This is a genomic window from Mitsuokella apri (assembly GCF_051886055.1).
Classification (GTDB): Bacteria; Bacillota; Negativicutes; order Selenomonadales; family Selenomonadaceae; genus Mitsuokella.
Genome location: NZ_JBJEXT010000028.1, coordinates 1 through 14,238 on the forward strand (window position 1 = coordinate 1; position 14,238 = coordinate 14,238).

General features: G+C 54.5%; 9 protein-coding genes. 8 read left to right on the forward strand and 1 reads right to left on the reverse strand.

The features are described from left to right. Positions 1–95: 95 nt before the first annotated feature. From ACI4OH_RS02840 to ACI4OH_RS02875, 8 genes are all read left to right on the forward strand, one after another. Complete coding sequence (locus ACI4OH_RS02840) at positions 96–1,715, forward strand: hypothetical protein (protein ID WP_435720806.1); 1,620 nt, start codon at positions 96–98, stop codon at positions 1,713–1,715. A gap of 59 nt (positions 1,716–1,774) precedes the next feature. Next, a complete protein-coding gene (locus tag ACI4OH_RS02845) occupies positions 1,775–3,502 on the forward strand; it encodes a translation initiation factor IF-2 (RefSeq protein WP_439784187.1) in 1,728 nt (575 codons plus the stop codon). A 63-nt stretch (positions 3,503–3,565) separates the two neighbouring features. Next, positions 3,566–4,882 carry a nucleotide sugar dehydrogenase gene (locus ACI4OH_RS02850; RefSeq protein WP_439784188.1) on the forward strand — a complete coding sequence of 439 codons (1,317 nt, stop codon included), beginning with the start codon at positions 3,566–3,568 and terminating at the stop codon, positions 4,880–4,882. 47 nt (positions 4,883–4,929) lie between these two features. Continuing rightward, complete coding sequence (locus tag ACI4OH_RS02855) at positions 4,930–5,940, forward strand: polysaccharide deacetylase family protein (RefSeq protein WP_439784124.1); 1,011 nt, start codon at positions 4,930–4,932, stop codon at positions 5,938–5,940. Beyond that, complete coding sequence (locus tag ACI4OH_RS02860; protein WP_439784125.1) at positions 5,930–7,828, forward strand: glycosyltransferase family 2 protein; 1,899 nt, start codon at positions 5,930–5,932, stop codon at positions 7,826–7,828. The genes ACI4OH_RS02855 and ACI4OH_RS02860 overlap by 11 nt, the downstream gene beginning before the upstream one ends. Beyond that, a complete protein-coding gene (locus ACI4OH_RS02865; protein WP_439784126.1) occupies positions 7,825–9,789 on the forward strand; it encodes a polysaccharide deacetylase family protein in 1,965 nt (654 codons plus the stop codon). The genes ACI4OH_RS02860 and ACI4OH_RS02865 overlap by 4 nt, the downstream gene beginning before the upstream one ends. Before the next feature lie 15 nt (positions 9,790–9,804). Further along, complete coding sequence (locus tag ACI4OH_RS02870) at positions 9,805–10,857, forward strand: glycoside hydrolase family 18 protein (RefSeq protein ID WP_439784127.1); 1,053 nt, start codon at positions 9,805–9,807, stop codon at positions 10,855–10,857. A gap of 25 nt (positions 10,858–10,882) precedes the next feature. Then, entirely contained in the window at positions 10,883–12,730 is a 1,848-nt protein-coding gene (locus ACI4OH_RS02875) for a polysaccharide deacetylase family protein (protein ID WP_439784128.1), read from the forward strand. 135 nt (positions 12,731–12,865) lie between these two features. Here ACI4OH_RS02875 and ACI4OH_RS02880 read toward each other — a convergent pair whose 3' ends face one another. Then, positions 12,866–14,095, reverse strand: a complete 1,230-nt coding sequence (locus ACI4OH_RS02880; RefSeq protein ID WP_439784129.1) for an NAD(P)-dependent oxidoreductase — start codon at positions 14,093–14,095, stop codon at positions 12,866–12,868. Positions 14,096–14,238 lie beyond the last annotated feature (143 nt).

Here is a 14,238-nt window from a genome sequence, read left to right on the forward strand (position 1 = left end):
GCAAGACGTAATTCGGTCTGATGAAGAGGCTGCTTAAAGTTGTAAACTACTGTTAAGCGATAGAAGAATGGAATAAAGGTAGTGAAGACGGATACATGCGTATGACACGACGGCGCCGCAGGGCATGGCTCAGACGGTGCAAAGAGCAGAATGAAGATTGTGCAGGGTCAAGGTATGGAAGCCGTCTTTCTTTACGCCGTTTTCGCGACCGGCAGAGACGGCAGCGCCAGCTGCGTCAGTCTCTGGCCTGTCTGTCAGCAGGTTCCTTATGCCTGCTGCCTTTTCTTCATTCCCGCGCTTTGGCGTCCGGCAGCCTGCAGCCGTGGACACAGTCACAGGAAGACCTTAAGGAACTCAGCCAGACGAGTCATGAACATCATGAAAGACAGAGACTGGCAAAAGAAAAAGACCGGAACGCTCAGGCAGAAAAGCAGGCCCAAAAGGAACTGGCCGCAGCGCAGCAGCATCTTGAGATGTGTCAGACGGAGCTGAGAATCTATCAGGAAACGCAGTTTCACAATCAATTGATTGAAGAAAGGCGCGCTTACTGGCAGCAGGAAACGGCAAAAGCGGCCGCGGCGCGTGATAAAGCGGAACTTTTTCTGACCGATAAACAGGTCCGGGCCCTTGAAATCGAGCGTCAGCTCAGGGCCTTGGACAAGCGAAATACCGTCAGGATGGGCATGTCCTATGCGTCATGGTCCGGCCGTTCTTCATGGCCTGCCGGTGCCGATAAGGGCAGCCAGCTTGTCTGGCCGCTGGCAGCATCATATGCAAAAGATGGTTTTGCGGTCAAGGCGGCAGGCGGTTTTTTATGGCAGCATCAGCAAAATGAGGAAGGGTTCGGCAAAGACTTTGCCAGTCTGCTGGATCTGGAAACGGAAACTTCCTTTGAACCTGCGCATTCCGGACCGCGCGGCCTGCGCTATATTCTGGGGCTTCGCCTGCCGACGGGCAGGACGCAGTCCGTGCGTGATTTGGTCCCCGATGGCCTTGGTACCATAGATTATGTTCATCGCGGCTGGGAAGTCACGCCGGGCATGGAATTTTCTTATCATTATACGAAGGATGACGTCCTGAAAACGCGTTTTGACATCACGGTACCGGGGCATTATCGGGCACCGGCTTTGCAGGGGTGGCAGCCGGATGTTCATCCCGGCAATCGTTACCGCCAGTCCCTTGCTTACCTGCACAGCGGCGCTGCTTCCTCTTATATGCTGAAGGCCGTGTGTATGACAGAGGAAAAGAGCGAAATCGGGAATCTCCGCTATCGTCCCGGTACCCAGACTCTTTTCGGAGGGTATGCAGAGCATTACGTGTCTTCCCGTGATGCCATGCAGGCTTATGCGGCTTCCTTCCGCCAGCTGGCCGGCCGTTACAGCACGGATTTTTCTGGGTTCACAGGTCTTGAGGCAGGGGAAGATGGCCGCTGCAGCGGCATTCTTTACGGACTTGGCTGGCGTCATGAAGAAAATCCTTTCTTATTATATTATGCCAGAGCCTCTTATATGAAAATGGGAGGTACGCGCATCGAACCTTCCCGCTATTTGCTGCAAAAGGATGTGAGGCGTTGGTCGGGCGTACTTGGCATGGAGCGGCTGCTTCGCGAAGACTTGAGTTTGGGCGCAGAGCTTTCCTATTATAAACAGAACGATGGGATACAGGGAGACAGCCATGGCTGGCAGTCTTTCGTCATGCTGCAGAAGCTTTTTTGAGAAAAGACGGACGCAGGGGAATGGATGAAAAGAGATTCACACGAGGGGATTGATGGTTGATGAATAGAAAGAAGTGGATTTGGTATCTGCCGCTGGTGACCGCTGCCATCAGCGTGATGCCGTCCTCTGCCATGGCAGCACCCGTGGCGGACGAATGGGTATATGAAGATTTAGAGCAGCTTGCCGGAGCAGGGTATCTCGAACTTCCCCCAGGGGACCTGCATCAGCTGAGCCGCAAAGACCTCGCTGCTTTGGTCGGCAAAGCGATGGACCGGATGGAGTCTTATGAGGGAACAAGCCTTGCCGATGAATACGGCCGCGTAACGAAGCTGCTCGTGGAAGATAAAGTCCAACTCGGGCTGGCCAAAGAGCAGCTCGAAGCTGCCGGCAAAATCTTTCGCCAGCGGGAAAGAGAGGCACGGCGCGATACGGATGCCCTGGCACGCCAGTCCCTGCGCGGCAACAACCGCCTTGAAGTCATGGAGCCCCTGCAGAAACGGGCTAAGGAAAGCCAGATGCGGCTGCAGGGAGCGGCGCGCGACTTTGCGATTGCACGCCAGCGTGCCCTGCGCCGTCAGCGCATGGCCGACGAACTCGAGCAGAGACAGAATGATATCATGGCGGCCATGACAGGGGCATCGTCAGGCACAGGACCGCTGCCGCAGAGCTCTTTGCCAGCCGGCACAGCTGGCATGACTGGCACGTCCGGCATAAATGGTTCGGCTGCGTCCCCTCAGAGTGCAGGGCTTTTGCGCGACAGCTCTGCTCAGGATGCGGACGCGATGGCGCGTCTTTCGGCCCTGCGCACGGAATTTGTCAGCGAGCTGGACGAAGCGGGGGCTCTTGACAAGCAGAATGCGCATCTGGCAGACGACCTTCCGGTCAAGGATGTTCAGCGTCCGAGGCTGCGTATCGATAGCGAGGTACGTCTGTCGGATGGCAAATCTACAGGAGACCGGGATGAATACCGCTACCACAATTCGGAACTGCGCCTGCGCGTTTATCCGGATTACAACATCGACGGCAACTGGCATGCAATCGGCATGGTGGAAGGCAAGAAGGAATTCGGCAGCCGCAAGGACAAAGATGACGAAAAACTGCGTCTGGACCGGTATTACCTTGAGGGCCATGTTGGGCTGGCCAAGGTCGATGCCGGGGCCTTTGGTTCCCTGATGGCCGAGGGCAATATCTACGACAGCAAGTTCAAGGGCATACGCATTGAGGGAGGTGTGCCTGTAAAATACGCTTTTGAATACGGCCAAGCGAATGATACGGACAAGGCCTGGGATGCTACGGCCGATTATGTGCAGCCAACTTACAGCATCGGCGCGGGCGTCTACCGCTTTGAGGGCGGCTACGATAAAGACAATGTCGTCCGCGATGGCAAACAGAGCATCGCCATGGCCAATGTCCATAAGCTCGTGGGCAGTATTGACCTCGGGGCCATGGTCCTTTACGGCAAGGACCGCGGGCATGATGGCACAGGGTACGTCATCTCGGCGGCAAACGGACAGGAGCAGAGCTGGAAGCCGCGCAGCCGCAGCTGGTGGCTCAAATACTATTATCAGCCGTATGAGACGTATTACTCGCATACGATGAACGGCACGGCCGATTTTATGCGCAAGTATGGCGGCTTCAAGGGCTGGGGGGCCGGATATTCGTACACCCTGAGCAAAGACTGGCTCTTTAATCTCGAGTACTATCATCTCTGGGATCTCGATGGGCACAAGGCCAGCAATACCATCTGGGGCTCACTGACCACGTATTTCAAGAATTATGAAGACTGACTGAGTAAGAGAAGATACCGATACAATACAGAATATATTCATAACAAGGGGACGATAGAAATGATGGGGGCAGTAGAAAAATTAAAGGCACGGCAGACGGCATTGGCTGTCGTCGGCCTCGGTTATGTCGGCCTGCCTTTGGCTGTTGCATTTGCCAGACACTTCGAGGTAATCGGCTTTGACCTGAATGAGGAAAAAATTGCCTGTTACCAAAAGGGACATGATGTCACGGAAGAAGTCGGCGATGCTGCTCTTCGCGAGGCCAAGGTGAAATTTACGTCAGATGCTTCTGAACTTGCGCAGGCCTCTTTTATCGTGGTGGCCGTGCCGACGCCTGTTCATGATGATAAGACACCGGACCTCGGCCCTGTGACAGCGGCAAGCCACAGCGTGGGCCGAAATCTCCAAAAGGGCAGTATCGTCGTGTACGAGTCCACGGTTTATCCGGGGGTTACCGAAGATGTCTGCAGGCCCATCCTCGAGCAGGAATCCGGACTTTGCTGCGGGCATGACTTTAAGATTGGCTATTCACCGGAACGCATCAATCCGGGCGACAAAAAGCATCGTCTGGCACAGGTGACAAAAATCGTGTCAGGCTCCGATGAAGAGGCTCTGTCTGAGATTGCAGCCGTTTATCAAAATGTTGCGCCATCCATCTACCGCACGTCAAGCATCAAGGCAGCAGAAGCGGCCAAGCTCTCGGAAAATGCCCAGCGCGATGTCAACATCGCGTTCATGAATGAGCTTTCGCGTTCGTTTCACCGCATGGGCATTGACACAGAAGATGTCGCCCGGGCCATGGATACGAAGTGGAATTCGCTGCATTTCCGCCCGGGGCTCGTCGGCGGGCACTGCATCGGTGTCGACCCTTATTATCTGATTCATCAGACAGAACGTCTGGGGGGCCACACGCCACTGACTCTGGCAGCACGGCGGACGAACGAGGGCATGAGTGACTTTGTGACCGGCAATATCGTGCGCGAGCTCATTCGGCAGAAAATCGATGTAGCTCATGCGCGCATTGTCCTTTTCGGCATGACTTTCAAAGAGAACTGTCCCGATACGCGCAATTCGCGGGCTGTCGATATTTACCACCAGCTCGAGAGCTATGGAATTTCACCGCTGGCCGTTGATACGCGGGCCGAGGCAGCGTCATTTGTCAGAGAATTTGGCATAAAATTGCGGCCGCTGAACGAGATTCAGGAAGCGGATGCTCTTGTTTTCCTCGTGGCGCATCAGGAATTTCGGGAGCTGACGATGGCAGAACTGCAAAAAATGGCAAGGCCCCGTGGAGAAGGCCGGCCCGTGCTCGTCGATGTGAAGCATATCTTTAATAGGAAGGAAGCCGGGCGGGCTGGCTTTTCCTATTGGGGCCTTTGAGCCCTGAAAGAAGCAGGTGAATAGGAAGTTCGTTTTCATTCGGGGAAGTGGGAAACTTGAGCTATAAAAAAATTGCAGCGATTGCCCTGGCGGTGCTGCTGGTAATATGCGCGGGCCTCGTTTATTTGCGGGACCATACATCGGTAGGAAAGCATGAACTGAATGAAATCGCCGATGTCAGCGCTGCGTATCAGGCCGATGAGGAAATCGCGGAAGCAAAGGACAAACTGCAGGCTGGGATTGAGCCGGCACAGGTCATCACGACTTTGCCGGAAGGAGCCTCGTGCGTGGCCATCGTCATCGACGGTCTGCCCGACCGTCCCCTGACGGCGCGTCTCATCGATGTACTCGAAAAACATCAGGCCACGGCGACGTTTTTTGTGGAAGGGCAGAATGCGGCGGACCAGCCTGAGACCATCCGCCTGCTGCGCGACAAGGGCTTTGAGCTGGGCAATTACACATTGGTCGGGCTTGCAGATTTTGATAAGGCCTCACAGGACGAGCAGCTTGCTGAACTATGCCGCACGCAGAAAATCGTCAATGTGCGTTCTGCCTTTACGCCAACGCTTTTCCGGGCACCGCGCACGGTCTTTACCGATGAACTGCTGAAGACGGTTCATGCAGCCGGCCTTTCTTATGCAGTCAAGGAAAATATGCGCTATAAGAAGGGGACGCTGGCAAGTCAGGAAAATGCTGCTGCGTATGCGGCCAATATTCCCGACGGCAGCATCATAGCCGTTGAAATCGGTCATCCGGTCGAGCGCAAGGCCGAGACGAAGGGCGATATCGATGAGCGTCCCGCCATTGATATGAAGCCGACCATCCACGATGACGGGCAAAAACCGGCCGCACCGACCGTCGACCTTGCCGATGAGCTCGACTGGCTGCTGACGGCTCTTGAGAATCGGGGGTTCAAGGTGATGAATGTCAACGGCTTCCGCAAAATCCATTACATCCCCGCCAATGCTGCTGTCCTTGCCGGTCAGGCGAAAGAGGCGGCGAAGGCACAGGCTGATGCGCTGGTAAATCAGGAAGGAGGGGCAGCTGATGGGCAGTGAGCAGGAGAAACAAGGCAAGAAGAAAAAAGAACAGGAAGAGCAGGATGTACTGTTCCATCTGAAGCCGGACCGCCGTCTGCTTTCCTACGCGCCGGACAGTACGGGCACGCGCACGAACCGCGACCGCCGCGGCAAAGATTCAGCAGGGACGAGCGAAGGGTATATCAAGCTGCAGCAGGATGATAAAAACGGTCAGCGCTATCTCGTCGATTATAAGGTCACGGCCGTTTTCCAGTACGAAGGGAAAAAATACACCGAAACGCTGAAGGGCGAAGATATCTCGACGACCGGCATTCTGCTGACGCAGCCGGCCGGCAGCGAGGCCCTGCCTTTGCTGGAAGCGGAAAACATCAAGCTGACGTTTGAAATCACGCCGGGGTCGATGCCGGAAGGCTATGAGATGACGGTAAAGCGTATTCCGGCACAGTGTGTGCGCGAGGCAGAACGGCCGGACGGCACGAAGCTTTACGGCATGCAGTTCAAGTCGACGCTCGCTGAGTTTTCGAACACGCACCGCAAGAACTACATGCTGGCTGTCGCTTCGTTCTTTCTCGCGGTCATCGTCTTTGTCATCGTGCTTATGCGTGCTGAATCGGTCATTTACTTCCAGTTTAATCGCTGGCTCTATCTCTACAGCATTATCGCCGCGACATTCCTTTTGACGCGCTATCTTTTCGGTTCTTTTTACCGGCCGACGAAGATCGACCCGAAGTATACGCCGGGCGTCAGCATCATCATTCCGTGCTTCAATGAAGAAGAATGGATCCAGCATACGATCCTCGGCTGCATCAATCAGGACTATCCGATTGACAAGCTTGAAGTCATCGTGGTCGATGACTGCTCCAACGACCATTCCGTCGAGAAAATCAAGGAAATCATCGAAAAACTCAAGGAAAACGATGGCGACCGCAAGATGTACCGCATCGAAGACCGGCTTCATTACTACGTACAGCCCGTCAATAAGGGCAAGCGCGATGCAATGTACTTAGGCGCGCATAAGGCGAAGCATGAGCTCCTGGTCTTCGTCGATTCCGACAGTTTCCTCGACCCTTATGCCGTGCGCAATATCGTCCAGCCGTTTAAGGACAAGAAAATGGGCGGTGTCTCGGGCCGCACGGATGTGGCCAATACGTATACGAATACGCTGACGAAGATGCAGGCCGTGCGCTATTACATCGCGTTCCGCATCATGAAGGCGGCAGAGGGATTTTTCGACGCCGTCACCTGCCTGTCGGGGCCGCTTTCCTGCTACCGCAAGGACCTCGTGCTGAAATACGCCGATGACTGGATCAATCAGAAATTCCTCGGGCAGAAGGCGACGTTCGGCGACGACCGCAGCATGACAAATTTCATTTTGCGCCACAACCGGACGACGTATCAGGATACGGCCGTCTGCATGACGATTGTGCCGAAGTCGTATAAGATGTTCCTGCGCCAGCAGATGCGCTGGAAGCGTTCGTGGCTGCGCGAGTCCATCATCGCGGCCTGCTATATGTGGAAAAAAGAGCCTTTTATGTCCCTGAGTTTTTACATGGGCCTTTTGGTGCCGATTGCCGCGCCGATCATCGTGCTCTACAACCTCATCTATATTCCGATTATGCACCGCGTGTTCCCGCTCGCATTCCTCGTCGGCATGCTCATGATGGCACTCTTAATGAGCATGGCTCAGCTTTTCCTTCGCCGCAGCACGACGTGGATTTTCGGTGTCTGGTTCTGCCTTTATTATGAAGCGGTCCTTCTCTGGCAGATGCCGGTCGCCTGGTTCACGTTCTGGAAGTCGACCTGGGGCACGCGCATGACGCCGGCGGACCTCGCGGAACTCGAGAAGAAGAAGAAAAAAGAGCGTGAGAAAGAGGAGAAGAAAAAGAAGAAGGTGAATGAGCCGTGAGTGATATTTCTGATAAAGACAAACAAGAAAACACGCAGGAAAATCCCGCAGAAGGAAAGGAAAATCTGGCAGCGGAAATTGCGGCTCTCGGCGACGATGCTTTCACGAAGCGCAAGGAGCGCCATAAACGCCTGCGCACATTGCTGCAGTTCCTCATTCTCGCGGTCTGCCTTGCACTGCTGTTCAGTCTCTTCTTTCATTTAAAGACCTATCATCCCTATGGAGAGGGGGAGGTGTCGGACAGCAGCGAGGACACGGGCTTCATTGCCATCTCGTATTTTGGCGTTGACCGCATCGGCGATACCTCGACGCTCATCGGCAAGGACCTTTTGGAACAGCATCTAAAGGCACTCAAGGCACAGGGCTATGTCACGATCACGCAGAAGGATATCGAGGACTATTACCTGCACGGCAAGAAGCTGCCAAGGCGGGCTCTCTATCTGATGTTTGAGGACGGGCGCCGCGATACGGCGATTTTTGCCGACAATCTCATGGAGCGCATGAATTACAAGGCGACCATGATGACGTATGCCGGGGAATTTGACCGCGAGGACCCCAAATTCCTGAAGCCAAAAGAACTGCGCGATATGGAAGACTCGACGTTCTGGGAGCTTGGCACCAATGGCTACCGCCTTGAGTACATCAATGTCCGTGACCGCTACGGCAATTATCTCGGCGAGATCGACCCTCTGCGCTATGCCATGGTGCACCGCTATCTTGGACGCTACTACAATCATTATCTCATGGATTATATCCGCGACAAGAACGGCGTGCCCAAAGAGAGCTACGACCATATGAAACGGCGTGTGAGCTACGATTACGAGCACCTGAATGACGTTTATCAGGATAAGCTCGGCAAGGTGCCGTCTGTTTATGTGCTCATGCATGCCAATACGGGCCGGTTCGGCAACAACCGCGATGTCAGCGCGGTCAATGAGTACTGGATTCGCGACCTGTTTGCGATGAATTTCAACCGCGAGGGCTACTGCTTCAACCAGAGAAACAGCAGCATCTATGACCTCACGCGCATGCAGCCGCAGCCGTACTGGCCGGTCAATCACCTGCTCATGCGCATCAAATACGATATCAACCAGCCCATCACGTTTGAAAAGGGCGAGAAGCGCCATCAGGAGGACTGGGAGAATACCAAGGGTGCGGCAGAAATCAAGGAGGAAAAGTACATCCTGACGACCCTGCCGGAGGGAGAAGCGCTTTCGCGTCTCAATTCGAAAAAGGACTTCCGCGATGCACGCCTGCATACGCGTCTCGAGGGCAACACCTTTGGCTCGCAGAAAATTTATTTCCGCGCGGCAGATGACCTGAGCCGCTACGACGAAGTCAGCCTGCGCAACGGCGACCTCGTCGTAACCGAAAAGAACGGCGGCGGTGAGCGCGAGCTCTACCGCGAGAAACTCGCTGTGATTCTCGGGCAGAAGATTCCTTCGAAAGAAGAGATGAAGCGCGAAGCCGAAGTAGCGGAAAACGAGGCTTTTGCCCGCTATGCTGATTCACCGGCCGAAGCCAAGGAATATCTCGCCCGTGCGAAATACCGCAAGCAGCAGCCGGCGGCTTCGGTAGAAGACGGTGCCGAGCCTGATACGGAAATGACGAGTTTCCACGAACGCAGCTCGCACGATATCGATATCGCCTTCAAGGATGATTCATTGACGGTAACTGTCGATGGCAAGCCGGCCGTGGAGGAACTGCCTCTTAGCAATACGCAGCGCGGCAGCATCCTGCTCGGTGCCGATTGGAAGTCCGATGCCTGGAGCCAGCGCAATCTTGCCGATGATGTCTATGACGGCGTCTTTGACAAATTTACCGTACTCTCGAATACGGGCAGGGACGAGAAAGATGAAAAAGTCTTGTTTACGATGCAGTATACCGGACTTGAACACTACGAACACCGCGCGAAAGAAATCTGGGAGGCCATCTTGAAGTGGTTTCTGACGTATCTGTAAGGAGAATCCTCTGCTATGAAGATGAATAAAAAAGTCAAGAGGGGGCTGGTGCTGGCTGCTGCTTTGCTGTCGCTGACCGCCGCAGGACTCAGCTGTGCGGGGGCCGAGCCGGTAAAATCGGGGCCGCATCCCGATGTCCGCTTATCTGCCTGGACGGCTTACTGGGATGACGAGGCCGGCAGCAGGGACTATAAGGATGTGCGCCGCCATTTGACAGGACTCAGCGCCTTTGCCGCGTATTATGGCCCTGACGATACACTCGTGGTGCCGGATGAAACAAAATCTGCTCTGCGGCAGGCGAAAAAAGACGGCAAAGAGACGTATCTGACCGTCGTCAACGACAGTCTGGATGCTTCGGGGAAAACTACAGAGAAGGACCCGGCCCTTGTCGGGCGGCTGGTGCAGGACGATGAGGCGATGGACGCGCAGACGGCCCTGCTCACAAGTCAGGCGAAAGAACTTGGCGCCGATGGCCTCGAGCTCGACTTTGAACGCGTGTTCAAGGACGATAAGCTCAAAGAAAAATTCCTGCGCTTTACGTACTGTCTGAGTATGGCCTGCAACAAGGAAAATCTGAAGCTGCGCATCGTGCTCGAGCCGTCGGCCCCGTTTGAGGCTCCGTTCGCCAAAGGCCCTGAATATGTCGTCATGCTCTACAATCTGCACGGCCTGCACAATGGTCCCGGGCCTAAGGCCGACGGCGCGTTCATCAAGAAGACCATCGGCCGCATGGAAAAACTGCCCGGCAAAAAATCCGTGGCCATCGCGACAGGCGGCTGTATCTGGCAGGATTATAAACTTTTGGGCCTGAGTCATGGCAGGATTCGTTTCCTCAGTGAGCAGGAAGCAGCGTCTTTGGCAGCCAAACAGAAGGCCAAGGTCACGCGCGATGATGAGAGCGGTGCCCTGAATTTCTCTTATGAGGAAGGCGGGCATCATTACGAGGTTTGGTATGCCGATGCTGAGACGCTCAATGCGTGGATTACGGCAATTGCCAATCTCGGCATTACGGACGTGAGTATTTGGCGCCTGGGCGGCAATGAAAAAATCGGCAGGGTCCATCCGTGAATTTCAAGAAAAGGTTGTGATACTCTTGCAAAATATAAAGCTTATCCGGCAGGTACTGCTTGGCACGAGCCTTTTGTCGGCCTGCGCGCTGACCCCGCTGCCGGCGAGTGCGGCAGCAGCGGCGGATGTGCCGCAGGCTGAGCAGGTGGCCAGTGCTGCAGCGGGCATCAAGACCGCTGCACTGGCAAAGAACAGATACACGGCTAAAACTGCCGTGCCGCAGGAAGTCAAATCGGCTCTTGCGCGCAACGAGGGCCATCAGGCGGAGAAATGGCGTTTCGTGCCTTCGACACGCCCTTCCGTGATTTTTACCTTTGGCGGACTGAGTAAGAAAGAACCACTGAAGCATGTGCTGGATGATATGAAGGCCGAGGGGATGCATGGCACATTTTTTGTGACGGAGCGCGAGCTCAAACGCAATAAAGATAATATTCATCTCGTACAGGACTATGGGCAGGATTTGGGCATTGGCCTGACTTCACTGCAGGACGGCACGGCCGCAGACTACGCCGCGCAGATTTGGCGCGTACAGCAGGCGCTGCAGCATGATTACGGTGTACGTACGAATATTGTGCGCCAGATGGCCGCGGCCGATCATGAAGCGGCGATGAAAGAGGCGGCTTCGGCCATGAACTGTTATCTTGTCGGACAGGGGCTGAATGCCGTACAGACCAAAGACAAGGCGGCCGTGTCCGCCGATGAGGTCATGCCGCATATCTTCGGCAAATGGACCACGTCGCTGAACCGCGGTGAAATCATCTATATCCGCACGGATTATTACACGAAGCCAACGCTGGCTGCTGAAGTCATGATGGCCATCAAGCAGCAGAAAGTGGACAATATCGCCTATCATGATGAGGCGGATGCCGCACAGAACATTCACAATGCTTATGCGGTAGAATCGATTCAGGACGTACTCAATGACACGGCACACCGCTATACGTATCCTGTCGATGATATGGACCTGCCCATCGAGATGCAGCCGGGCTACGGCAGCGGCGAAATCACGAATAAGAATTTTCAGAAGGAATTTTTTAAGCGCTACATTGGTGCGCCTGAAGTCAGCCAAGACGACCGCATGTACGGCTTTTCAGCGCGGGAGATGGCCTTAGCGGATAAGACAGGTCTTGTAAAAACAGCAGCACCGCAGACCGTCTTCTTAACGTTTGATGACTGGGGCAGTGACGATTCCATCAATAAGCTCCTTTATGTCCTGCGCAAGCATCAGGTGCATGCGACATTCTTCATCATCACGAAAAATATGGTCAATAACCCGAATCTCCTGCGTGCGATTGTGGCCGATGGCAATGAAGTCGGCAGTCATACCGACCATCATGTGCCGATGCTGCGCATTGATGAGAAGGGGCGCAGTCATCCTGTGGAAGATGATAAGACGTATCGGGAAAATGTCAGGGCTTCTTATGAAAAACTAGTTCATGCCATCGGCGATATGAAAATAGAGAATGGACGCCGCTACGGCCTCACGCGTCTGCTTCGTCCGCCTGAATTAGCTGTCAGCCGCCATGGTGCAGCTATCATCCTTGATGAGGGATTTACCTATATGGTCAGCGGCGTGGGCAGTTCCGAAGACTATGGTTCTGTCACGATGGAGTCTCTTGAAGGTATCATGGACCATATCGTCCATAAACGCAATGGCGATGTGCGCCGCGGTGCAATCCTTATTATGCATATGAGCCGTACGGCTGAACGCACGCCGTACGCTCTTGACCTGTTACTGACAAAAAATGAGCAGCGTCCCGACGGGGACCCGAAAAAATTCAAAGTTGGCTTGCTCGGCGACTATCTGACGGGAAATTACGACCAGAGAATGAAAACGCCAAAGGATATGCGTGAAAAAGCGGTTGATTTTTAAGTCGGTATGTCAATAAAAAGAACCTTTTCCACTCAGGAAGGAACACACTGTGTTTCTCCCTGCGTATGGAAAAGGTTCTTTTTTATATATTTCCTTCCTATATTATATAGAAGGAAGTTATTGTATTAATGACGATCAGGCATTTTCGCGTTTTTTTGTCAGGTACGCATCCATGGCTTTGGCCACGTGCTTGGCGTCCTTGACGACCTGAACGACGTTGGCAGGGCCAAGGACGACATCGCCGCCGGAGAAGACGCCTTCGCGTGTTGTGGCGCCCTTTTCGTCGACTTCGACAAGGCCGCGTTCATTGACTTCGAGTCCTGTGGTCGAGCGGACAATTTTATCTTTCGGTCCCTGACTGACGGCGATGATTGTGCTGTCGGCCTGGTAAAGGCGCGGTTCGTCTTCACTTATGAGATTGCCTTCTTCATCGAAATGACGCTCGTAGAGCATCGGACCATCCTTCGTAATGGCGGCAACGCCCTTGCAGAGGTCGAATTCAACGCCGTCGGCCTGTGCGTATTCGTATTCACGGATGCTCGCGCGGACCTCGCTGCGGCGCGCATAGACCGTGACGAAGCGGCTGCCCTTGCGGATGGCCGTGCGGGCGGCATCCATGGCCGAATTGCCCGAGCCGATGACGGCGACGCGGTCACCGAGATGATAGACATCGGGGTTCTGCAGGTAGTCGACGGCATAGTGGCAGTTGCCGAGGCTTTCCCCGCGCACGCCGAGTCCGCGCGGACGCCAGACGCCGGAACCGATGAACACGGCATCGTAGCCATCGGCAAACAGGGTGTCGAGCGTCAGCACGCCGCCAATCGAAGTGTTCGGGCGGATGTGGATGCCGAGCTCGACGAGTTTTTCCTGATAGCGGTTGAGAATCTCGAGCGGCAGACGGAACGACGGAATGCCGTAGCGCATCATGCCGCCGAGTTTGCTCTTGCGCTCGAAAATCGTCACATCGTAGCCGAGCTGCGCGAGCTTGACACTCACGGTGATGCCGGCCGGACCGGACCCGATTACCGCAACGTTCTGTCCTTTGGGCGGTTCGTGCTTCATGACGACCTTGTCGAGATAGATATCCGAAATATAATGTTCAATGCTGGAAATCTGTACAGGGGCCCCTTTGCGTCCCTGGATGCAGTTGCCCTCGCACTGCTTCTCGTGGTCGCAGACGAGGGAGCAGACGATGCTCATGGGATTGTTGATGAAGAGCATCTCGCCGGCTTCATTGATTTTTCCGTCGAGGAAAAGGCGGATCATCTCGGGAATATTCGTTTGCGCAGGGCAGCCCTTGAGGCGGCAGAGCGGCTTTTTGCACTGGAGGCAGCGGCGTGCCTCATTGATGACATGGACAGCCATGTACTATCACCTGTTCTTTCGCTTGTTTCATTTCCCTTACAGGGAGTTTTATCGTATTTCTTTTATTGTAACCGAAACTGCGCCTGCAGACAAGTTTTGACTAAATTCGCAAGATTACAACATTACAAAAATTTTTAGCAAGC

Bases quoted from the DNA above. Each gene is read 5' to 3' on its own strand.
- ACI4OH_RS02840 (WP_435720806.1), top strand. From the start codon at position 96: ATGCGTATGACACGACGGCGCCGCAGGGCATGGCTCAGACGGTGCAAA.
- ACI4OH_RS02845 (WP_439784187.1), top strand. From the start codon at position 1,775: ATGAATAGAAAGAAGTGGATTTGGTATCTGCCGCTGGTGACCGCTGCC.
- ACI4OH_RS02850 (WP_439784188.1), top strand. From the start codon at position 3,566: ATGGGGGCAGTAGAAAAATTAAAGGCACGGCAGACGGCATTGGCTGTC.
- ACI4OH_RS02860 (WP_439784125.1), top strand. From the start codon at position 5,930: ATGGGCAGTGAGCAGGAGAAACAAGGCAAGAAGAAAAAAGAACAGGAA.
- ACI4OH_RS02870 (WP_439784127.1), top strand. From the start codon at position 9,805: ATGAAGATGAATAAAAAAGTCAAGAGGGGGCTGGTGCTGGCTGCTGCT.
- ACI4OH_RS02880 (WP_439784129.1), bottom strand. From the start codon at position 14,095: ATGGCTGTCCATGTCATCAATGAGGCACGCCGCTGCCTCCAGTGCAAA.